Consider the following 21,233-nt stretch of genomic DNA (forward strand, 5'->3'; position numbering starts at 1 on the left):
TTTGCAAAGGGTGAATAGAGGCATGCAGGATATTCTGAGCAGAAACAATTATATGAAGGATGAATTTCCGTTCTGGATTACCCGGACTGTACAGGGCTCGATCTCCGAGCATGGGCACGAGTTCGTCGAGCTGGTCTATGTCGTTCGGGGCAAGGGCATGCATATCTTCCAGGGTTCCCCGTATGAGGTTCATGCGGGGGATGTGTTTATTATTAATCCCGGTGAAACCCACGCCTATTATGTCGAGGCCAGCGAGCAGATTGATATTATCAACTGCTTGTTTATGCCGTCCTTTATCTCCGATGCGCTGCTCAGCGAGCTTGAAATTACAGGCTCGATGGACTATTTCTACGTTCACCCGTTTCTGAAGCATGACGTGAGGTTCAATCACCGGCTTAATCTGCACGGGCAGGATGCGGACTCCGTTCAGCAGCTCCTGGACAGCATGATCCGTGAGCTGGACAGCCGCGTACCCGGCTATAAGACGCTGATCCGGCTGCAAATGATCGAGCTGCTTGTGCTGCTCTCCCGCTATTACGCGATGATGCAGCAGCAGCGGGTTCACCCTTCTCCCCGTCAGCTGGAGCGGGAGATGACCGCACGCCGGATTTACGGCTATCTGGAGCGGAGCTTCGAGAAAAAAATCACGCTTCAGTCCTTGTCCGTCTTATTCAATGTAAGCACGCGGCAGTTGAACCGGCTGATGCGCGAGGAGTTCAACCGCAGCGTATTCGATGTGCTGCACGAGATCCGCATGGAGCGCGCCAAGCACCTGCTGCTGGAGACGGACGACAAGGTCATCAATGTGGCGACTACGGTGGGCTATGAGGATCAATCGTTCTTCAACCGGTTGTTTCTCCGGCATGTGGGCTGCTCGCCCAGCCAATACCGGACAGGTGTGGAGATCGAGTAATCCCAGGCCGTAAGAGTATTTCTGGAGAGAGAGGAGCTGACGCATCTCCTATGCAAAAGCGTTCGCCTAACGTGCTGTTAATTACGGCAGATCAGCTTCGTCATGATTGTGTCGGCTATAGCGGCCAATATCCTGTACGAACCCCCCATCTTGACCGTTTTGCCGCGCAAAGCACCGTATTCGACCAAGCCTATTCGCATGTGCCGCTGTGCTGTCCGGCCAGGCAGTCCCTGCTGCATGGAAGAAGGCCGGAGACCTTCGGCTCCTTATGGAACTATAATGCTTTTCTTCCTGTGGGCTCTCTTCAGCCGGAGCATTTCACCTGGTCCCGACTGCTCTCGGATAATGGCTACCGGTCCGCTTATATCGGCAAGTGGGGTGTGAATCCGGAGCATGATGCAACAGCCTTCGGCTACGATTCATATGTAAGCGAGGCGGATTACCAGGTCTTCCGGAAGCAGCGGTATCCGGACATTGAATTTAAGAACGGATATTTTGGCGAAGCAAGTCCGGTTCCGCTCGGGGATTCGCAGACTCACTGGATGGCGGATCGGGCGGTCAGCACGCTCAGACAGCTGGAATCGGAAGGCAAGCCCTGGCATTTGGCTGTTCATTTTCCCGAGCCGCATCTGCCATGCCGTCCTTCGGGGAAGTTTGCGGAAATGTACGATCCTGCTGCGATACCGGAGTGGGCGGGATTCCGGGAGACCTTCCAGGGGAAGCCCTACATTCAAAGGCAGCAGCTGCTGAACTGGGGAGTCGAGGATTATACCTGGGCCGATTGGGCGCCTATTGTGGCCAGGTATTACGGAATTATCAGCCAGCTCGATGAAGCGATTGGCAAAATATTGACTGAGCTGGACGCGCTTGATGCGTCTGCCGATACGCTTGTTATTTTTACCGCTGACCATGGCGACATGTGCGGTTCGCACGGAATGATGGATAAGCATTATATTCTCTATGACGATGTCGTCCGCGTCCCCCTCGCCATCCGGCTGCCCGGCAAGGATCAGACTGGCCGGGTAGACAGCCGGTTTGTCTACAACCTGCTGGATATGGCGCCGACGCTTATTGATTTGCTGGAGCTTGCGACGAAGAATTCCCCGCAGCTGCAGGGCCGATCCTTGAAGCCGCTCCTGACGGGCGGACCGGAAGCTGCTGACTGGAGAGACTCCATTGTCGCCTCTTATAACGGCCAGCAGTTCGGGTTGTACACCCAACGAATGATCCGTACGCGGACCTGGAAATACATTTGGAATTTGACGGATGTGGATGAGTGTTACGATCTTACGGCCGATCCCGGGGAACTGGTGAATTTGATCGCGCAGCCGGAATCCGCCCCGATTATCAAAAAATTGCGGACCAAGCTGTATGAGCAGCTGGCCCTGGACGGCGATCCCGTCATTAACAATGAATGGATGTCGCATCAGCTGCTGGATGGGGCGAAGCTTGCGTCCAGATAGAACCGGAATCTGAATGATAAATGTGTGATCCCGCATAGGCTGCGGGATTTGTTGTTTCTAACGGGTATACGCTATATACCCTGTTCCCTGTATTACTACATCAGCAGGATCGGTGTCACAGCAATCGATCTTGGCGAGCTTCCCGCAGGGAGGCTCGCTACGACCGTGTTGCTTGCCGTCTCAATAACCGTGATCCCGTTATTAACCTGGGAGGAGACATACGCAAATACGCCGTCGGGAGTAATCGCAACGGATACCGGTCTGCCGGGTGTTGGTATATCGATCAATACCGTATTCGTTGCCACATTGATGACGGTAACGCTGTTATTGACATTGCTGGCAACGTAGGCTCTGGAACCGTCAGGAGATATCGTAACGCCAAATGGAATGGAGCCCGCCGGCAATGGAACCGTTGTTATAATTATATTGCTGCCGGTATCAATGACCGAAACCGTATCGTCACCCTGATTCGTGACGTAAGCGCGAGTGCCATCAGGAGTAATCGCAACGGCGTCCGGGAGAATTCCGGCAGGAATTGTGGCAATGACGGCATTGGTTAGCGTATCTATCACTGAAATCGTGTTGCTGCCGACATTGGCGACATATGCGCGTGTACCGTCAGGGGTGATCGCGATTCCGAGTGGACTGCTGACCGGAGAAATTGGTATCGTAGTTTGAACGGTATTCGTAACCGTATCCAGTACAATGACCGATCCCTGAAAGTCGGTCACATAAGCGCGGAAGCTGTCGGGAGTAATTGCAATTGATGTTGGCTGGCTTCCGGGAGGCGTAGGAATCGTTGTAACTACACTGTTGTTTGCTGTGCTGATGACCGAAACCGTAGAGTTGCCGAAATTCGCGATATACACGCGAGTACCGTCCGGCGTAACCGCAACTCCAATTGGACTGCTTCCGGCAGGCAAGGCGATGGTGGATGCGATTGTATTGTTTTCCGTACTAACGACCGTTACAGTATCTTGATCGATATTGGCATTGTAAGCAAAAAGGAGGGTGCCGATAATTGAATCTTCACCTCTTAAAATATGCTTCTCAACCACTTGTCCGCCGCCGTCTATTTCCGAGATTGTCACTGAAATATTGCTGCCGCCCAGGCCGCTTGTAATAACCCTCACTCCGTAAACGTCAAGATCGGCAAATATATGATCAAGCAGAAACACGCTGCCATCCGATCCTAACGGGGACAACGATACCAGATATAAGGTATAGAATGTGGTTGAATGAAATCCGGATGTGGCGGGAGTCACTGTATAAGCCTGGATCGAAGCAATAGCGGGATCCCGTCCTCCGTTAGACAGCCAGACAGCAAGCCGGCTCGTGCGAGGGAATGCCCGGTTATCGATTGGCCCTGTATCATACACACTCATTTTGTATCACCCTGCTTTTCACATTTGATATAAGACATCATATGTGAAATGAACAGCGGGTAACTGTACGTGTGCTGAACGGCTGTTGTTTTTTTTGGCCAATTGCCATGGCCCATTCAGCGCCGGCTATCCCGAAACAGCAGCACGAGCATATACAAGCATAAGCAAGCTGCTGAACCGGCCTTGTCATGCAATGAGGGCACAGTCAATGACTAACGGCTTGCATTCCCCGGTTTCGCGAGCGAGGTGAGTCAGACACCCTTGCCACCCAGCGTCTGCAATTGAATCTGCTCAATTCCTGCAATTAAAGGCCTTGCCTGCGCGATCAGCGTCTGAGCCTCTTCGCCTAACAGCGAGGCCTGATGGGCAGCCGCATCCGTCCAGACCTCCGTGACCCATATCGTTTCCGGCTCGTTCTCCGTAACATTGATGACATACAGCAGGCAATCCTCGATCACATCCATCTGAGATGCCGCTTCCAGCAGTATTTTCGCAAGCTCATCGCGCTTGCCCGCCTGTGCAGTAAATTTGCCATATAACCCGTATTGGTTCATTTCCGATCATTCCCTTCGATTATGTGTCCACATTCATAATAACCCATCTTGGCTGACATATTCAGTCAGTGAAGCCTGACACATATTTGCTGAAAATTTACTTTCGCAATCGGTTTCAAAGTTAGCGATTATGGTGAATAACAAGTAGTTTTTTGCAATCTGACCTGTAAAACGGACAAGACATAATATTTTGAGTTAAAATCAAAAAGACCGTACATATTTTTCACCTTAATAAGGGAGTTTTCAGCTTTAGAAGCGAGCATCAGTAAAGAATTTCCAGGAAGCTTCAACGAACGCAAGTTTATGCTTGCTGCGCGAGTTTGCAGCTCGCTTGAAGTGCCCCGGAGGATCTCACTAATAAACTCTCAGGAGGAACCTGCATGTCTGAAGTTAAGCTTAGCATTGATTACGACCAGTATGAGGCTGGCCAAAAAGTCGAAGAATGGATTGAAAAGCTCGCGGACAGTCCGGAGAGTCAGGGGCTGACCAGCCTCATTATCGGAGATTGGGGCGGAGCGTACGAGAATGATTCCAGCGGAATCGTTGAAACGCTGGTCCGTCTCAAGGACCGTTTTCCCGCCTTGCGCCGGCTGTTTATCGGCGATATGGGCTTTGAGGAATGCGAAGTATCCTGGATTATGCAGTCCAATATAGCTCCCGTGCTGGACGCTTATCCGGAGCTGACCTCCCTTACCATCAAGGGAAGTACAGAACTTGAGCTTGATCCCGCCCGCCATGGGAAGCTTGAAGAGCTGATTATTATTTGCGGCGGCTTGGGCAAAAATGTGCTGAACAGCATTAAGGACAGCCATTTGCCATTGCTGAACAAGCTGGAGCTGTATTTGGGCGTGGAGGATTACGGCTTTGACGGGGGGCTGGAGGATGTTCTGCCGCTTATTGAGGCAGGACGGTTTCCGAACCTTACGTATCTGGGCCTGAAAAATAGCGAAATTCAGAACGAAATCGCCCTTGCGGTTGCCGGTGCGCCTATTCTGGACCAGCTTCATACCCTTGATCTGTCGATGGGGACGCTCACGGACGCAGGCGCGGAGGCGCTCATTAACAGCGAAAAAGTGAAGAAGCTGCAGAAGCTTGATCTGAGCTATCATTATATGAGTGACGGAATGCTGCAGCGCTGGGTACAGACGGGGTTGAATGTCGATACAAGCGAACAGCAGGATCTGGATGATGATGAAGATTATCGTTATCCGGCCTTGACGGAATAACGATGCGGCCGATGATACTGATCGGGAACCCTGGCAACCGCCGGACGTCCTCTCTGCAGGAGGCCAGAAGAAGGCTTCATCTGGCGCCCGCAGTGCTGGTGCCGTATTTGGATCTGCTGCGCGGAACGAAGCGGCTGGAGGAAGCTTTCAAGGAAGCCCGCGCCCATTCGCAAAAGCCACCGGTTGTACGAATTGACGCGCCGGGCGAGGACTTCGAGGTCGAGCGCCAGTTGATTGCCCTGGGCGCGCCCGATGCCGCGGAGTATGCGGATGACCGGCTGCTCCCAGTACAGGGGAGAAGCGATCCGCATCCCTTATCTCAAAAATCAGCCCTGGCGCTGAAGGAGCAAAGAGGACGGCTCTATCATCCCTCCCAGTGGTTTCGCGGGTTTACACGCCTGCTGGCCAAGCTGGAAACGGAAGTCGGGCAAATCTGCCCGGACGTTCAATGGACCAACGCACCGGCAGATATTGCCGGCATGTTCGACAAGCGGCATACTCATCGCCTATTATCCGCGGCGGGCGTATCTGTGCCGCGTCTGCTGGAAATACCGGAGGCAATCCCTGATTATGGGGCTCTGCACGAGACGATGTGCCGCAAGCGGATGCACCGGGTATTTGTGAAGCTTGCTTCGGGGTCGGGAGCCTGCGGCATTATCGCGTACCAGATCAATCCGTCTACCGGCGAGGAGCTGGCGATTACGACGATAGGCGTCGATCACTTTATATCCCGTCCGCCGCAATTTTATAATGCGCTCAAGCTGCGGCGCTATACGGACACGGCAACGATCCGGCTTATTGTGAACTGGCTGCTCAGTCACGGTGCTCATATTGAGCAGTGGGTAGCCAAGGCCGCTTATGGCGACAGCACCTTTGATTTGAGGCAGCTGGTTGTCGGAGGTGCTGCTTGTCACTGTGTAGCCCGGGTGAGCCGCACGCCGATTACGAATCTGCATTTGCGCAGCAAGCGCATGTCGCCGGAAGATATGGGTTTATCCGAAGCGACGCTCGCGGCGGTCAGAGAATGCGCGGAGTCCGCGCTCGCCGCTTTCTCCGGGTCAAGCGTCGCCGGCGTTGATGTGGTAATCGGCAGCGGTTCGATGAAGCCGCATGTTGTCGATGTCAATCCTTTCGGGGATCTGCTCTATAATGTTCTCTATCAGGGCGTCGATCCTTATGAATGGGAAATGAGGCATCTGGAGGCGTCGTTTTCTCCGCTAATAGCTGACAACTCCGGCAAGGCGGCGCGTGCCCGCAGCGGGGTGGTACAGATTTGACCGATATGAACCGCATTGTCGGGAGTCATGACATCCTGATGATCACATTGGATACGCTTCGCTATGACGCCGCTGTTCTGGAGGAAGCGAACTGTCCGAATCTATGCGGCAGCGGATCATGGGAGAAGCGCCATACGCCGGGAAGCTTTACGTACGCGGCGCATCATGCCTTTTTCGGCGGATTTCTGCCTACTCCGGCTACAACCGACAAATCGGAACATATCCGCTTGTTTCATTCCAGGCATACGGGATTCAAGACGCATCCCCATACCTGGTTGTTTGACGCGCCGGATGTTGTCTCCGGCCTGCAGGCGGAGGATTACCGGACGATATGCATCGGCGGCGTTATTTTCTTCTCCAAGAAGGTGCCGCTGGCGCGCGTTCTCCCCGGGTATTTTCAGGAAAGCTACTGGCGGATGACGTTCGGGGTGACCAATTCCCGATCGACGGAGCACCAGGTAAATCATGCGTTAAAGCTGCTTGACCGGTCTTCGCCGGAGGAGCGGCTGTTCCTGTTTATGAATGTTTCCGCCATTCATGGTCCCAATCATTATTTTGTGCCTGGGGCGAGGAAGGACTCCGTTGACACGCAGCGGGCGGCATTGCGTTATGTGGATGGACAGCTTGGAAGATTGTTCGAGGCCATGCGCGCACATCAGCGTCCCGTGTTCTGCCTGGCTTTCTCGGACCACGGCACCGCCTACGGCGAGGATGGCTACGAAGGGCACAGGCTCGCGCATGAGGTGGTATGGAATGTGCCCTACCGCGAATTTTTGCTCTAGCAGCGGATTGAGCTTATATATAGAGAAAGGTTGTGACCACCGGATGACATACGATCTTTCTGCTAACGGCGCGGCTGCGGCTGGCGATCCGGGCAATGTCCGCAAATGGAAGGAGGAGCTGACCGCTTCGCCGTACCGCTCTTATTTGTATTCCTATCCCCACAAGACAGCTTACAGCGAGCTGGAACGGCCGATTCCGCTGTCCGGAATGTGGAAGGACGAACCGGCGGAGACGTTTTTCCTCTATATGCATATCCCGTTCTGCGGCGCGCGCTGCGGTTTTTGCAATTTGTTCACGCTGCCGGATAAACGCCAATCGGCGCATGAGCAGTATGTGGACGCGCTGGAGCGTCAGGCAAGGCAGTGGGCACCGCTTGTGAAGCATAAGCCGTTCGCAAGATTTGCCATTGGCGGCGGAACGCCTACGCTGCTTGCGCCCGCGCTGCTGATGCGCCTGTTCGCGATCGCCGGGGATACGATGGGCCTCGATTCGTCTCAGGCGTCGATTTCGGTTGAAGCCTCTCCCGAGACGGTGACGGAGGAGAGGCTGCATATCCTGAAGGAAAACCGGGTTGACCGGGTCAGCATGGGAATTCAAAGCTTCGTGGAATCTGAGGCTGCCGCGATCTACAGGCCGCAGATGCCGGAGGAAGCCGGGCGGGCCGCAGAGCTGCTGAAGCAGTTTGCGTTTCCGATTCTTAATCTTGACCTCATCTATGGGTTGCCGGGGCAAACGCTCGATTCCTGGATGTATTCACTGGGCCGCGCGATTTCATATAATCCGGAAGAGATCTTTGTTTATCCGCTCTACACGCGGGAGCATACCATCGTGAAGCCGGAGCAGATCAGGCAAAGCGGCGCCGATAACCGTCTGGCTTATTATGAAGCGGCGCGCAGCCGCCTGCTTGCCGAAGGCTATACGCAGTATTCCATGCGCAGATTTGCCCGCAGCGGCGCGCTTGCCGGCAAATCGCTGCTGCCTTACGGCTGCCAGGAAGAAGGTATGGTCGGACTCGGCTGCGGCGCCCGCTCATACACACGGAGCGTTCACTATGCCTCGCGGTACGGCGTCAGCCGCAGTGCGACAGCGAGTATTATCGCCGATTATGTAGCTGCAGAGCGGTATGATACGGCCAATTACGGATTTGTACTCATTGAATCCGAGCAGAAGCGCCGTTTCCTGTTAAAGGCGATTCTGCATGCGGAGGGCTTGCCGGTTGCGGATTATGCGCAGCGGTTCGGAAGTGAAGTGCTGGATGACCATCCCGAGCTGCAGCTGCTGCTGGATAGCGGATTGGGTCAGCTGCAGGATGGCATCCTGCAGCTGACGGATGAGGGCCTGGCCTACTCCGACGCCATCGGAGACTGGCTGATCTCACCGGAGGTGCGCCAGCGGATGGAAGGATTTGTTCTGGCATGAAGGCGACGCTGTATTTTCGGGGCAGCCTGACCTCCTGCAATTATGACTGCCCTTATTGCCCGTTCAGCAAAAATAAGGATAATGCGCTCACCCTTGCCAAGGACCGCCGTCAGGTGCAGGAGTTTGTGGAATGGGTGGGGAATCAGAGGGGAAATGGACACCGGCTGTCAGTGTTTTTTAATCCTTATGGCGAAGCTCTCACCCACAGCTGGTACCATCGGGCGATGATTGAGCTGTCGTATATGGAGCATGTCGACAAGGTAGCCATTCAGACGAATCTGTCCGCGAAGCTGGATTGGACGGAATCGCTCAATCCGCAGAAGGCGGCCTTATGGGCCACTTATCATCCCGGACAAACCGCGCAGATCCGGTTTGTCCAGCAGTCCGGGCAGCTTCGCAAGCGCGGTATACCGCACAGCATCGGCACGGTAGGGGTGAAGAGCGCCTTTGCGGAGATTTCGTCGCTGCGCCTCGCCATTCCATCCGACACCTACCTGTGGGTGAATGCGTTCAAGGACAAGCCGGATTATTATTCGGAGACGGATATCGCTTTCCTCACCGAAATCGATCCGCATTTTCAGCGGAATGCCGTGGATTATGAGAGTGCGGGCAGAGCCTGCAATGCGGGGTATGATGTCTTTTATGTGCAGGGTGCGGGACTGGTGAAACGCTGCTATAAGGACCGTCAGGTCATCGGGCATCTCTACCGCGACGGACTGGAAGGACTGTCGAAGCAGAGGACCTGCAAAATGTCCTGCTGCGATTGCTACATCGGCTATATCCATATGCCGGAGTTAAAGCTGGACCGGCTGTACGGCGAGAGCATCCTGGAACGGATTGCCGTAAGCCGTCCTTAGCGAAATAGTGTGGAAAACAGGAAGCTCCCCGCCGCAAGGCAGGAAAGCTTCCTGTTTCCATTCTAATATGAAGCGATGGAGCGTTTCTGTCTGATTCTTCGGGCGATTACGCCGTGTCGGGGAGAGAACAGCAGGGCGATCAGGAACAGCACTCCCGCACTGCAGATCATGCAACCGGCAATGGAGGCATCCAATAGAACCGCCGCATAATAACCGGTAACGGAGCTGACGCAGCCGATCAGTACGCTGTACACGATCATTTTGCCCAGTTTATCGGTCAGCAGGTAAGCGCTCGCGGGAGGAATGACCAGCATGCCGACGACCAGGATGACACCTACGCTTTCGAAGGAAGCTACCGTGCTGACAGATACAAGACCCATCAGCAGATAATGGAATAAGGCGACGGGAATGCCTACAGCCGCTGCCATCGTGGGATCGAAGGAACAGATTTTAAACTGCTTGTAGAAGGCAGCAATGACAATGACGGTCAGGAGAAGCGCAAATCCAACGCCCCACACCGCTTTGGGACCGATATTGATGCCCCCTATTTCGATGGTGTTCCAGGGAACATAGGCGATTTCGCCGTACAGGACACAGTCCAGATCAAGATCGATCCTGCTGGTATACATGCTGACGAGAACGACTCCGACTGCGAAGAGGGCGGTGAACACGACCCCGATGGAAGCGTCGGACTGCACACCGCTTTGCTGAAACAATTGAATCAGGAAAACGGTGATCAGGCCAAGCGCCGCAGCGCCAAGCAGCATAAATAAGGAATCCCGCGATCCGCTGACCAGAAAGGCGATGACGATACCCGGAAGAACGGAGTGGCTGATGGCGTCTCCAATCATGGCCATCCGCCTGAGTACGAGAAAGCAGCCAACAATGCCGCAGGTGCTGGCTACGAGCATGCCGGTGAGCAGAATCCAAAAGGTGCTCATCGTTATTTGTTCCTCCCTTCCAGCCTGAGAGCGGCATCCTCGCGTCTTACTTTACCCCGTACAGCAACAAATACCAGCAGCTTGGATATAATGCCCCTGCGGGGAGCCGCCAATAGCGAAACGACGAATAATAAAGTGGCTGCAAGAACAACTAAAGGACCGGTTGGCAGCTGGTTGACATTGGCGCTGACGAAGGTGCCAGCCAGGCCGCTGAATGCGCCGAACAGACCGGCGAGGATGACCATAATACCAAGGCGCTCGGTCCAATACCTGGCGGAGACGGCAGGGGTAATGAGCAGGGCTGCCATCAGCACGACGCCCACCGCCTGAATACCGACCACCACTGCGACTACAATAAGCAGCATCAGGAACTGGTCAAGCCAGGCGACGGGGTAGCCAAGTCCCCGGGCAAAATCGGGATCGAAGCTCATCAGCTTGAACTCCTTGAACAGGAGCGAGCAGATCCCGATCAATGCGAAGGAGATCACGGTCATGGTAATGACATCGGATTGCATCATGGATGCGGCCTGGCCGAACAGGAAAGTATCGAGTCCGCTCTGGTTGCCGCTCCCGCTGTGCTGGATTCTTGTAAGCAGTACGATTCCGAAGCCGAAAAACACGGAGAGCACGATGGCGAGAGCCGCATCCTGTTTTATCCGGGTGTGGCGGGTAATATAGCTGATGCCGAAGGTAGCCAAAACGCCGGCGGCTGCGGCACCGATCAGGAAGAACAGGATGGACTTCGATCCGCTTAGCATAAAAGCGATGCAAACGCCGGGAAGCGCCGCATGAGACAAGGCGTCGCCCATCAGCGCCTGCTTGCGCAAATAGGCGAAACTGCCGATGACGCCGCTTCCCAGTCCAAGCAGCATACAGCCGAAGAGAATCCATTGGGTATTGGGATCGAGAAATATATTAAACCAATCCAGCATCTCATTCACCTCAGTTCAGCATAAGTGCTGGCTCGTCGTTCTGTTTAAGCATGGTTAATCTTCCGCCGTAGGTTTCCTGCAGCTTGTCGGCTGTGAACGTTTCCTCGACCGGACCGTAAGCGATGATCTGTTCATTCAAAAGCATGACCGAATCAAAATATTCCTTGACGGTTGCCAGATCATGATGGACGACAAGGACGGTCTTGCCCTGGTTCTTGAGCTCATTCAGCAGCGTAATGATGGCTTGCTCGGTGGCTGCATCCACCCCCACGAACGGCTCATCCATGACGTACAGCCTGGCGTCCTGCGCCAGCGCGCGGGCCAGGAAGACACGCTGCTGCTGCCCGCCTGAGAGCTGGCTGATCTGCCTGCCGGCATAATCGGTCATATCGACCTTGGCCAGACATTCCATAGCCAGCTGCCGCTCGGCTTTTCCGGGACGTCTGAACCAGCCCAGATGCCCGTAACGTCCCATCATGACCACATCCAGCGCGTTAGTTGGAAAATCCCAGTCTACCGAACCTCTCTGAGGGACATAGCCCACCAGTCTCCGCTGCTCGGAATAGGGCTTTCCATAGATGGCCACATCACCGCTGAGACGGGGGATCAGGCCCAGCGCCGCTTTGATCAGGGTGGATTTGCCCGCTCCGTTGGGGCCAACGATACCAATCAGGCTTCCTTCGGTCACTTCAAAGGAAATGCTTCTGAGGACAGGCTTTTTCTGATATGCGACGGACATGTTATGGATAGTCAATGGCATGAGATGCATAATGGCAAATCTCCTCTACAATATTTATTTGAGCGCATTTACAATGGTTTCCACATTGTGGCGGACCATGCCGATATAGGTGCCTTCCGCAGTGCCTTCCTCTCCCATTGCATCAGAGAACAATTGGCCTCCATTATGAATGAGATGTCCTTTTTGACGGGCTCCTTCAATAACGGCGTCGATTGCTTTGCGGGAAACGCTGGATTCAATGAACACAGCCTTGATTTTGTTCGCCACCAAATAATCGCGCAGATCGGTCACATCCTTCGTCCCGGGCTCTGAAGCGGTGCTGATGCCCTGAAGCCCCATCACCTTAATGTTGTACGCATCCCCAAAATAGCCGAATGCGTCATGTGCCGTAACAAGCACGCGGCTTTCCTCCGGAATGGAGCTGATCTTCTCGGCTGTCTCCTGATGAAGCTGTTCCAGTTGGCTGAGATACGCGTCGGCATTGGCGCGGTATGCCGCTTCGTGCCCGCCGTCATATTTGATCAAGGTATCCCGGACGGCTTCCGTGGCCTCCATCCAATGCCTGACATCAAACCAGATATGGGGATCGAACTCTGTTCCGGTCTGATTGCCGCCTCTTAGCCTTGCGCGGTCAATACCGTCCGAAACAGCGACAATCGTTCGTTTCTTGGCCATTTTCTCCAGAATTTCGGTCATTTTCCCTTCCAGATGCAGGCCGTTGTAGAAGACGATATCTGCTTTATCCAGCTTGTTGATATCCCCCTGGGAGGCTTTGTACAGATGCGGGTCGACACCGGATTTCATAAGCCCTGTGACCTGGACATGCTCACCGCCTACCTGTCTGACAATATCGGCAATCATGCCGATGGTGGTCGTCACTTTCAAAGCCCCTTTCTCTCCGGATGCTGAAGTCGCCGCCGGATCGCTGCCGCCGCAAGCGGAAATGACAGCGATTGTGAACAAAGCCAGCATCGTGAGTATGAGCCGCTGCAGCGCCCGTTTTAATCTTGGATTCATCCATTTCTTCATCATTCAGACTCCTTTGGTATTTTTGTGATGAGTTTCTTCGATGCTGGCGGATAGGAAGCGGGAAGGGTGTGCGGGAAAGCAATCTTCTTTCTTGCTGGCAAATAACTTTACCTTATGCAACTTTTAATCCAAAAAAAATGGCGGACTGGTTTGTTTCCTTTTCTCTATAATATTATCCTATACCAAATTAATTGCCTGTACAACAAAAATTTGTACGGGTGCAAAAATCATAATTCTTTTTGTTTGCGACAATTCTGTTTAAAAATTTTGTTGACAGATAGCTTAAAATCATATATCTTTAATTCAAGATAATTAATTAAAAGATATCGAGGGGGTGAGGTGAGATGACAAAGAAGCTGGATGAGGAGCATCAGGCATCGCTGAAATTGTTCGTTGTTCTGTCCAAGGCCTACAAGGCTGTTATGGACAGGGCGGTGAAGGATATGAAGCAGCAGGGTCTTTCTCCTTCGGAATTTACCATTCTCGAAGTGCTGTATACCAAAGGGAGAATTCCGCTGCAGCAGATCGGGGAGAAGATTCTTGTTACCAGCGGCAGCATCACGTACAACATCGACAAGCTGGAGAAGAAGGCGCTGCTCAGACGCGTTCCGTGCGAGACGGACCGAAGAGTGATATTTGCCGAAATTACGGAAGCGGGCCATAAGCTGTTCGACCGTATTTTTCCCAAGCATGCGGATACCATTCATTCCGTTATGCATGCATTATCCCTTGAAGAGAAGCAGGAAACAATTGAAATCATCAAGAAGCTGGGCAAAGGCGCTTCGGAATAAAAAGGCGTAAGGATCAAATTTTTTTTTTTTTTTTTTGGCTAATATCTTTAAATAAAGATAATTAAATTAAAACTATATTGGAGGCTGTTTATAATGACTGCACTTGGTTTATTATTGGTACGTTTGGTTGTCGGATTGTTGTTTGTTGGCCACGGAACCCAAAAATTGTTTGGCTGGTTTGGCGGATACGGTCCGAAAGGAACGGGAGGCTGGATGGAGTCAATCGGTATCAAGCCGGGTGTCTTGATGGCGGTGTTGGCCGGACTCATGGAGCTGATCGGCGGACTGCTTCTGGCTTCGGGTCTGTTTACACCGATTGCCGGATTGCTGATCGTTCTTGTCATGCTCGGTGCGAGCTTCAAGGTTCACATCAAGAACGGGCTGTGGATAACGGCTAACGGTTATGAGTATCCGCTGGTCCTGATATCCATTGTAGTAGCCTTAGCCTTGATCGGCGCCGGTCCTTATTCCATTGATGCATGGATCAATTAATTCATATACTATTCATATTAGAGGAGTGTACGGGTCATGAATTCATTTACAGAGCTTGCAAACGCCAGAAGATCCGCTATGAAGTTTATTCCGGAAGTGAAAATCGGCAATGAGGAAATCGAGGATATTCTTCATGTCGTCAAGTCTGCTCCATCAGCATTCAATTTGCAGCATACCCGTTATCTTGTTGTCCGTGAACCGGAGTTAGTAAGCGGCATCTATGAAGCAGCCAACAAGCAGTACAAGGTCAAATCGGCATCGGCCGTTGTCATCGTGCTGGGCGATATGGACGCGTATCAGGAAATTGGGAATATTAATGAGGGACTGCTCAATCTGGGCGTAATGAACAAGCAGGAATATGACATGTCGGTAAACTCGGTATTGAACTTCTATGAATCGGGCGGAGAAGCCCTCAGACGGGATGAAGCCATCCGCAGCGCGAGTTTGTCGGCCATGCTGTTCATGCTGAGCGCTAAGGACAAAGGGTGGGACACCTGCCCGATGATCGGCTTTGATCCCGGGATGCTGAAGAATGCTCTGCAAATTCCGGATCGGTATGTGCCCGTCATGATGGTGACGATCGGCAAAGAGGACACGTCAAGACAGCGGCCGCGCGGCTACCGGAAGCCTCTTGGAGAATTTGTCAGCTACGACAGACTGTAAGGAATCATTTTCTCACCTACTTAAAAAAATTCGAAAACAGGGAGCTGGTACACATGTCACTGCAAACAACCGGAATTCACCATATTACCGCCTTTGCCCGCAATCCGCAGGAAAACGTCGATTTCTATGCCGGAGTGCTGGGTTTGAGACTGGTCAAAAAAACGATAAACTTTGACGCGCCTGAGGTATATCATCTGTATTTCGGCAATGAGACGGGAAGTCCGGGCACGATCATTACTTTCTTCCCATGGCCCGCATCGCGGAAAGGCCGTGTAGGCGGCGGCCAGGTCGGAATTACGACATTTGCCGTACCAGAGGGAACGCTCGGCTTCTGGGAAGCACGTCTGAGCAGCTTCAAAATACCGGTCACCCACGCGTCCCGGTTTGGCGAATCATTTCTTCAGTTTACCGATCATGAAGGGATGCGTCTGGAGCTCGTCGAACGCAGCGAGGGCTCCGCAAGCACCTGGTCCTTCGGCGGCATACCTGCAGATCATGCGATCAAAGGCTTCGGCGGCGCTGTTCTGTTCAGCACGAATGCTGCAAAAACAATGGAGGTTCTGGAGCATGTGCTTGGTTTGGCCAGAGAAGCCGAGGATGCCGGCTATGTCCGTTTCCGGGCAACGGGCGATACCGGCAGTGTCGTGGATATTGACAGCAGTGATCTGGAGTGGGGAGCGGGCGGTGCGGGAACCGTGCATCATATCGCATGGCGTGCGGCTGACTTTGCCCAGCACGAGCAGTGGCGCAGCGCCGTCGCAGAACATGGCTACCAGCCAACCGCCATTATTGACCGGCAGTATTTCAATGCGATTTACTTCCGCGAGAGCGGGGGCATCCTGTTCGAGATCGCAACCGATCCTCCAGGCTTTGCCAATGATGAAGAGGCCGACGCCCTGGGCCATCAATTGATGCTGCCGGAATGGCTGGAGTCCAAACGCCCGCAGATCGAAGCGAATTTACTGCCCATACAGGTGAGAGAGTTGGAGGTGAACTAAATGATGCATCATATTTTTGAGCAGGGAACGCGCCGCGATGCGCCAACATTGGTGCTTTTTCACGGGACCGGAGGCACCGAGCGTGATCTGATTCCGCTGGCCAGGCGGATTTCTCCCGAATCATCCGTGCTCAGTCTGCGGGGGAATGTGCTGGAGAATGGGATGCCAAGGTTTTTCAAACGTCTGGCGGAAGGCGTGTTTGATATTGAAGATCTGATTTTCCGGACGCAGGAGGTCAAGGCATTCCTCGATCAGTCTACCAGTCAATACGAGCTGGACCCCCGCAATCTGGTGGCCGTCGGTTATTCCAACGGGGCGAATATTGCCGGCAGCCTGCTGTTTCATTATGCGGATGCTTTCAAAGGGGCTGTTCTCCACCATCCTATGGTTCCTATCAGGGATATCAAATTGCCGGCTTTGGCGGGGACGCAGGTTTTTATAGGAGCGGGCAGCAATGATCCGCTTTGTTCTCCAGGCGAAACGGAAGAGCTGGAGCAGCTCCTGAGCGGGGCGGGCGCTTCGGTGACCCTGCACTGGGAGCGCGCGGGACATCAGCTGACGGCATCCGAGGTTGATGCCGCCGCCGCATGGTTCAAGGAGAAATTCGGGCAGCAATGAAGGTAAAATGACCTTGACTTAAATTGCGAATCAGATTACTCTGTAATTCAGAGTGATCTGATTTTTTTATTTATTAGGAGGCTGGTGTCTTGCAAAACGCTGTTGAGCTCCGTCAGGTTCACAAACAATATGGTTCTCATCCCGCCGTTCACGACATGACATTGCATATCCGCATGGGCGAGGTCTTCGGAATTGTAGGTCCCAACGGGGCCGGAAAAACAACCTTGATTGAAATGATCGAAGGGCTGCGTGCAGCCGACAGCGGGGATATTATCGTGCTGGGCCTGGATGTGCGAAAGCAGGCCAAGGCGGTCAAACAGCGGATCGGCGTTCTGCTGCAGTCTACCTCTATCCCGGACAAAGCCAGGGTAGGTGAAGTGCTTGCTCTATTCTCTTCCTTCTATCCGAGCCCCATGGATCGGGGGCAGCTCAGCCGGTTTCTGAACCTGGAGGATAAAATGAACGAGACGGTCAAGTCATTGTCTGGCGGATGGAAGCAGCGGGTATCGCTGGCGCTGGCCCTGATCAATAATCCGGACATTGTCTTTCTCGATGAGCCAAGCATGGGACTGGATCCCAATGCCAGAAATGAAATGTGGGCCATGATTCACCGGATGAAGGAGGAAGGCCGCACGATTGTGGTAACGACCCATTACATGGAGGAAGCGCAGACGCTGTGCGACCGGGTCGCGGTTATTAAGCAGGGTCGTCTGATTGCCGTCGATACCCCCAGAAAACTGATTGCCACGCTTGGCGGAACGAAGCGGATCAGCTTCAAAACCGCCAATCAAATGAGTAAAGAGGCTCTTGAAGCATTGGCGGGCGTTGTCAGCCTGGAATGGGGTGGCGATTATGCCGGGCTGAATTCGAATGACATGGATCAAACGCTTAAAGGGCTGTTTCAGCTGGCTGCAGATGGGGGCTGGACCGTCAGCGAGCTCAGGCTCGAAGACGGCTCGATGAATGAGGTTTTCACCCAATTAACCGACCAAGGGAAGAAGGTGTCCGTATGAATGCAGTGCTGAGACTGATTTCATTCGATTTTCGGCTGTATCTGAGAGATTGGCTGACGATCTTCTGGGTGCTGGTCTATCCTGTGCTCATGCTGGTTATCTTCGGCTCGATGTTCGGCAATCAACCGGGACTTACCGAGGGCAGCCGGTATATAGATTTTTATGTGCCTGCGCTTTGCGCTATGAATGTTCTCTCCGTCTCCGTCTTTACGCTTAATATCAACATCCTCATGCAGCGGGAGAAGGGAATTCTCCGGCGGTACCGGGTAAGTCCAATCGCAGCCCCTGCCGTTCTTGCCTCACATGCCGTACAGGGAGTATTCCTGATAGTGGCAGGGGCTCTGGAAATCATTATTATTGCTAAGCTTATATGGGGAATAGCCGTATCATGGCCCGCCCTGCTGCTCTTGCTGGTTTGTCTGCTGTTTGGCTGCATCGGCTTCTTCAGCCTGGGGTTTGCCCTGTCGGGACTTACCAATACGCCTGGTGCGGCAAGCGGCATCGCGATGGTCTTCTTTTTCCCCATGCTCTTCCTGTCCGGGATCGCAATGCCTCTGGATATCTTTCCGGCATTCATGCAGCGAATCAGCGACTGGATCCCCATGACTTATTTCGTCCAGCTGGTCCAGGGTGTCTGGCATGGTCAGGGTCTGTCCGCTTTTGGGATGGAGTTTGCCGTGATGGGCGGATTTGCCGTCGTTATGGTCATACTTGCCTTTCTGCTGTTTAGATGGGAAAATTAAGGGATGAAATGATTTTCACGAAAAAAGCTTCAAGCAGGGGAGTTGTAGCAATGGCCTCACACGAGCCGCAGCAGGCATTACAGGATATCGATTTTATTAAACGGCTGATTGCGAGAAACCAGAGCAAGCTCGCCAGCTCCATACCGTATATGTTCATATGGGGCACTTATCTGATGATCGGTTTTATCGGCATGCAGTTCAATCAGACATGGTGGCCGATATGGTATTGGTCGATTGCAGCCGTCCTGGGCGGGCTCCTGTCCGCGTTGACAGGGATCCGGCAGTCCCGGAGAGGACTGTTTGCGAAGGATGGAGGCGCTATCGGTTGGATGTTCTGGCTGCCTTTTCTCGTTATCCTGGCAGCTGGTTCTTTCATGATGGCGGCGGATATCATTCGCATGGAGTATGCGGCCTTCTTCTGGTTCATGCTCGTCGGAATTGCCTATGTTTCGATGGGGCCACTGGCGGGAAAAGGCCCCGTCATGCTTGGAATCTGGTTCGTTGTGCTGTCCATGCTGACCCGGCTGTTTCTGGTGGATTACCAGTATCTCGTGTTCGGATTATTGGGCGGAGGGAGTATTCTCGCAACCGGATTCATCCTGCAGCAGCGGAGGAGGAAGCATGGGTGAGAATATACTGGGAGCGATTGACGAGACGATTCATGCCAAGGTGCGTCTGGGCATTATGAGCCTGCTCACGGTCCATGGGGAGTGCGATTTTGTATTCCTGCGCAATGAGCTGCAGCTGACCGAGGGGAATCTGGGCAATCATATCCGGGTGCTGGAGGAAGCGGGCTATATTGAGGTGACCAAAACCTTTGTCGGCAAACGTCCCAAGACCAGCTGCAAATCAACCGATCTCGGGACCGGGATGTTCCAGCAGTATCTGGAGGGTCTCGAGAAGATCATCCGTATGGCGCAATCCGGCAAGCCGGAGCTGTGAATAGGAAGGAAACAGGAATAAATAATCCGGGATAAAGCGTTTTCATTTTTCATATAGTAAGATAAAATGGAGATTACAGGAGTAAGCAAGCCGGCAGACCAGCCAGCGGGATGGACAAATTTTATATAGGGAGAGGAAATCGATGAGAATTGTAGTCGAACAGCCTGCGGCCCAGTGGTACAAGAGAGAAATGGCTCTAACCGAGGGTGACTTCTTGAAATTGTTTGTTCGTCTTGGCGGCAGCGGGAGCGTCCAGCCCGGCTTCTCGCTTGGCGTGACCCGGGATACCCCAAGGAATCTTGGGCTTCATTATTCAGTGGAGGGCATCATTTTCTATATGGAAGAAGACAATCTCTGGTACCTCGACAATAAGGAGCTGCACATTAGCTATGATGAGCAGCAGGATGATATCCGGATTGAAATCCAGTGATTCACCACCCGTCATAAATAAAATTTGCTGAACATATAGATGATATTGGGAGACGTAAATGAAGGAAGAAGCACAGCTTGAGCTGTCAGAGGACGGCTTGGAGCCATTTTTTCTTTGAGAGGAGAAGCCGGCATCGAAGGAGCATTACCGTAAGCAATGGAGGGAATGAAATGAGTCTGGAACTGCTCATTCAGCTACTCGTGCTTGTCGTAATGATGATCGGGCTGGCCAACAAATCAGGGAAATCCTAACGGAAGAGGAGAGCCGGAATGCACGGGCAAGAATGTGCTTTCCGGTTCTTTTTACTGTGGCGCTTGACGGTATTTTTTTTGTGCCTAAGGTACATTAAAGTGCGTACTTCAATTATTCCGCTAACCTTGTCATACTGATAGTAAATCCTATTTTGTATGTACAATATTTCAATAACAAAGGAGAAGGAATAATGGCAAAGTCTACCTGGGTTATCGACGCGCCGCACAGCAGTCTGGATTTCTCGATTCGTCACTTGATGGTGAGCAATGTGAAAGGCGCCTTCCATAATTTCTCGGCCAAGGTGGTCGCTGATCCAGAGGATTTGACAACGGCAGAAATCGAATTTGTTATTGATCTTGAAAGCGTGGATACCCGTAATAAAGACCGTGACGAGCATTTGCGCAACGCCGATTTCTTCGATGTTGAGCAATACCCGCAGATGCTGTTCAGGGCAACAAGCATCACAAGAGTCCAGGGCAATGAGTACGACGTGACGGGAGATGTCACCCTGCATGGCATTACCCGCTCCGAAACCTTCTCGGTTACCTTCGAAGGCATGGAGAAGGATCCGTGGGGAAATGTCAAATCTGGCTTCAGCGGCAAAGGGGTGCTGAACCGCAGCGATTATGGATTAACCTATAATGCCATTCTTGAGACAGGCGGCATCATGGTCGGAGACCAGGTGAAGATTTTCATTGAGATTGAAGCGGCACAGCAAGCGTAATTTATTTCATCGTATATCATAAGCGGGCAATGCAGCCGTCATATAATTC

General features: G+C 52.8%; 24 protein-coding genes. 18 read left to right on the forward strand and 6 right to left on the reverse strand.

The features are described from left to right. Nucleotides 1-22: 22 nt before the first annotated feature. Both AC0YOB_RS28835 and AC0YOB_RS28840 read left to right on the forward strand, forming a co-directional pair. Nucleotides 23-913: a helix-turn-helix domain-containing protein gene (locus AC0YOB_RS28835; protein WP_475795734.1), complete on the forward strand. Its 891-nt coding sequence runs from the start codon at nucleotides 23-25 to the stop codon at nucleotides 911-913. Between the two features lie 50 nt (nucleotides 914-963). Further along, nucleotides 964-2,376: a sulfatase family protein gene (locus AC0YOB_RS28840; protein WP_475795735.1), complete on the forward strand. Its 1,413-nt coding sequence runs from the start codon at nucleotides 964-966 to the stop codon at nucleotides 2,374-2,376. 95 nt (nucleotides 2,377-2,471) lie between these two features. On the opposite strand, the gene AC0YOB_RS28845 is transcribed toward AC0YOB_RS28840, so the two are convergent. Both AC0YOB_RS28845 and AC0YOB_RS28850 read right to left on the reverse strand, forming a co-directional pair. Continuing rightward, complete coding sequence (locus tag AC0YOB_RS28845; RefSeq protein WP_475795736.1) at nucleotides 2,472-3,761, reverse strand: beta-propeller fold lactonase family protein; 1,290 nt, start codon at nucleotides 3,759-3,761, stop codon at nucleotides 2,472-2,474. A 251-nt stretch (nucleotides 3,762-4,012) separates the two neighbouring features. Beyond that, nucleotides 4,013-4,315: a putative quinol monooxygenase gene (locus tag AC0YOB_RS28850; protein WP_475795737.1), complete on the reverse strand. Its 303-nt coding sequence runs from the start codon at nucleotides 4,313-4,315 to the stop codon at nucleotides 4,013-4,015. Nucleotides 4,316-4,695: 380 nt separating this feature from the next. On the opposite strand from AC0YOB_RS28850, the gene AC0YOB_RS28855 reads away from it, so the two are divergent. Genes AC0YOB_RS28855 through AC0YOB_RS28875 form a run of 5 tightly spaced genes read left to right on the forward strand, consistent with a single transcriptional unit; the run spans nucleotide 4,696 to nucleotide 9,877 of the window. Further along, a complete protein-coding gene (locus AC0YOB_RS28855) occupies nucleotides 4,696-5,541 on the forward strand; it encodes an STM4015 family protein (protein ID WP_475795738.1) in 846 nt (281 codons plus the stop codon). 2 nt (nucleotides 5,542-5,543) lie between these two features. Next, a complete protein-coding gene (locus AC0YOB_RS28860) occupies nucleotides 5,544-6,818 on the forward strand; it encodes an STM4014 family protein (RefSeq protein ID WP_475795739.1) in 1,275 nt (424 codons plus the stop codon). After that, on the forward strand, nucleotides 6,815-7,600 hold the full coding sequence (locus tag AC0YOB_RS28865) for an STM4013/SEN3800 family hydrolase (protein ID WP_475795740.1): 786 nt from the start codon (nucleotides 6,815-6,817) through the stop codon (nucleotides 7,598-7,600). Before AC0YOB_RS28860 ends, AC0YOB_RS28865 begins: the two co-directional genes overlap by 4 nt. Before the next feature lie 43 nt (nucleotides 7,601-7,643). Then, nucleotides 7,644-9,020, forward strand: a complete 1,377-nt coding sequence (locus tag AC0YOB_RS28870) for an STM4012 family radical SAM protein (protein ID WP_475795741.1) — start codon at nucleotides 7,644-7,646, stop codon at nucleotides 9,018-9,020. Beyond that, nucleotides 9,017-9,877: an STM4011 family radical SAM protein gene (locus tag AC0YOB_RS28875; protein ID WP_475795742.1), complete on the forward strand. Its 861-nt coding sequence runs from the start codon at nucleotides 9,017-9,019 to the stop codon at nucleotides 9,875-9,877. The genes AC0YOB_RS28870 and AC0YOB_RS28875 overlap by 4 nt, the downstream gene beginning before the upstream one ends. 62 nt (nucleotides 9,878-9,939) lie before the next feature. On the opposite strand, the gene AC0YOB_RS28880 is transcribed toward AC0YOB_RS28875, so the two are convergent. The 4 genes from AC0YOB_RS28880 to AC0YOB_RS28895 are packed head-to-tail and all read right to left on the reverse strand — an operon-like array spanning nucleotide 9,940 to nucleotide 13,506. Further along, nucleotides 9,940-10,818: a metal ABC transporter permease gene (locus tag AC0YOB_RS28880; protein ID WP_475795743.1), complete on the reverse strand. Its 879-nt coding sequence runs from the start codon at nucleotides 10,816-10,818 to the stop codon at nucleotides 9,940-9,942. A 2-nt stretch (nucleotides 10,819-10,820) separates the two neighbouring features. After that, complete coding sequence (locus tag AC0YOB_RS28885; RefSeq protein ID WP_475795744.1) at nucleotides 10,821-11,750, reverse strand: metal ABC transporter permease; 930 nt, start codon at nucleotides 11,748-11,750, stop codon at nucleotides 10,821-10,823. Between the two features lie 10 nt (nucleotides 11,751-11,760). Beyond that, nucleotides 11,761-12,519: a metal ABC transporter ATP-binding protein gene (locus AC0YOB_RS28890; protein WP_210039864.1), complete on the reverse strand. Its 759-nt coding sequence runs from the start codon at nucleotides 12,517-12,519 to the stop codon at nucleotides 11,761-11,763. A gap of 24 nt (nucleotides 12,520-12,543) precedes the next feature. Then, entirely contained in the window at nucleotides 12,544-13,506 is a 963-nt protein-coding gene (locus tag AC0YOB_RS28895) for a metal ABC transporter solute-binding protein, Zn/Mn family (RefSeq protein ID WP_475795854.1), read from the reverse strand. A 356-nt stretch (nucleotides 13,507-13,862) separates the two neighbouring features. Between AC0YOB_RS28895 and AC0YOB_RS28900 the strand changes: the two genes are divergently transcribed. The 11 genes from AC0YOB_RS28900 to AC0YOB_RS28950 all read left to right on the forward strand — a co-directional run bounded on the left by AC0YOB_RS28900 (nucleotide 13,863) and on the right by AC0YOB_RS28950 (nucleotide 21,184). Next, nucleotides 13,863-14,309, forward strand: coding sequence for a MarR family winged helix-turn-helix transcriptional regulator (locus AC0YOB_RS28900; RefSeq protein ID WP_475795745.1), 447 nt, complete (start codon nucleotides 13,863-13,865; stop codon nucleotides 14,307-14,309). 93 nt (nucleotides 14,310-14,402) lie between these two features. Then, on the forward strand, nucleotides 14,403-14,801 hold the full coding sequence (locus tag AC0YOB_RS28905) for a DoxX family protein (protein WP_475771534.1): 399 nt from the start codon (nucleotides 14,403-14,405) through the stop codon (nucleotides 14,799-14,801). Nucleotides 14,802-14,837: 36 nt separating this feature from the next. Continuing rightward, the gene (locus AC0YOB_RS28910) at nucleotides 14,838-15,464 is read left to right on the forward strand and encodes a nitroreductase family protein (protein ID WP_475795746.1); all 627 of its coding nucleotides are present in this window, start codon (nucleotides 14,838-14,840) and stop codon (nucleotides 15,462-15,464) included. Nucleotides 15,465-15,517: 53 nt separating this feature from the next. Further along, entirely contained in the window at nucleotides 15,518-16,462 is a 945-nt protein-coding gene (locus tag AC0YOB_RS28915; protein WP_475795747.1) for a ring-cleaving dioxygenase, read from the forward strand. 3 nt (nucleotides 16,463-16,465) lie between these two features. Then, the gene (locus tag AC0YOB_RS28920; RefSeq protein WP_475795855.1) at nucleotides 16,466-17,080 is read left to right on the forward strand and encodes an alpha/beta hydrolase; all 615 of its coding nucleotides are present in this window, start codon (nucleotides 16,466-16,468) and stop codon (nucleotides 17,078-17,080) included. 89 nt (nucleotides 17,081-17,169) lie between these two features. After that, on the forward strand, nucleotides 17,170-18,093 hold the full coding sequence (locus AC0YOB_RS28925) for an ABC transporter ATP-binding protein (protein WP_475795748.1): 924 nt from the start codon (nucleotides 17,170-17,172) through the stop codon (nucleotides 18,091-18,093). Further along, nucleotides 18,090-18,836 (forward strand): ABC transporter permease, encoded by a 747-nt coding sequence (locus AC0YOB_RS28930; protein WP_210039870.1) that lies wholly within the window; start codon nucleotides 18,090-18,092, stop codon nucleotides 18,834-18,836. Before AC0YOB_RS28925 ends, AC0YOB_RS28930 begins: the two co-directional genes overlap by 4 nt. A 50-nt stretch (nucleotides 18,837-18,886) precedes the next feature. Continuing rightward, on the forward strand, nucleotides 18,887-19,465 hold the full coding sequence (locus AC0YOB_RS28935; RefSeq protein WP_475771529.1) for a hypothetical protein: 579 nt from the start codon (nucleotides 18,887-18,889) through the stop codon (nucleotides 19,463-19,465). Continuing rightward, a complete protein-coding gene (locus AC0YOB_RS28940) occupies nucleotides 19,458-19,778 on the forward strand; it encodes a winged helix-turn-helix domain-containing protein (protein WP_210039872.1) in 321 nt (106 codons plus the stop codon). The genes AC0YOB_RS28935 and AC0YOB_RS28940 overlap by 8 nt, the downstream gene beginning before the upstream one ends. 142 nt (nucleotides 19,779-19,920) lie before the next feature. After that, nucleotides 19,921-20,208: a HesB/YadR/YfhF family protein gene (locus AC0YOB_RS28945; RefSeq protein ID WP_210039873.1), complete on the forward strand. Its 288-nt coding sequence runs from the start codon at nucleotides 19,921-19,923 to the stop codon at nucleotides 20,206-20,208. A 442-nt stretch (nucleotides 20,209-20,650) separates the two neighbouring features. After that, nucleotides 20,651-21,184, forward strand: coding sequence for a YceI family protein (locus tag AC0YOB_RS28950; protein WP_475771526.1), 534 nt, complete (start codon nucleotides 20,651-20,653; stop codon nucleotides 21,182-21,184). Nucleotides 21,185-21,233 lie beyond the last annotated feature (49 nt).

The sequence above is a fragment of the Paenibacillus sp. JT31N17 genome, from assembly GCF_056269255.1.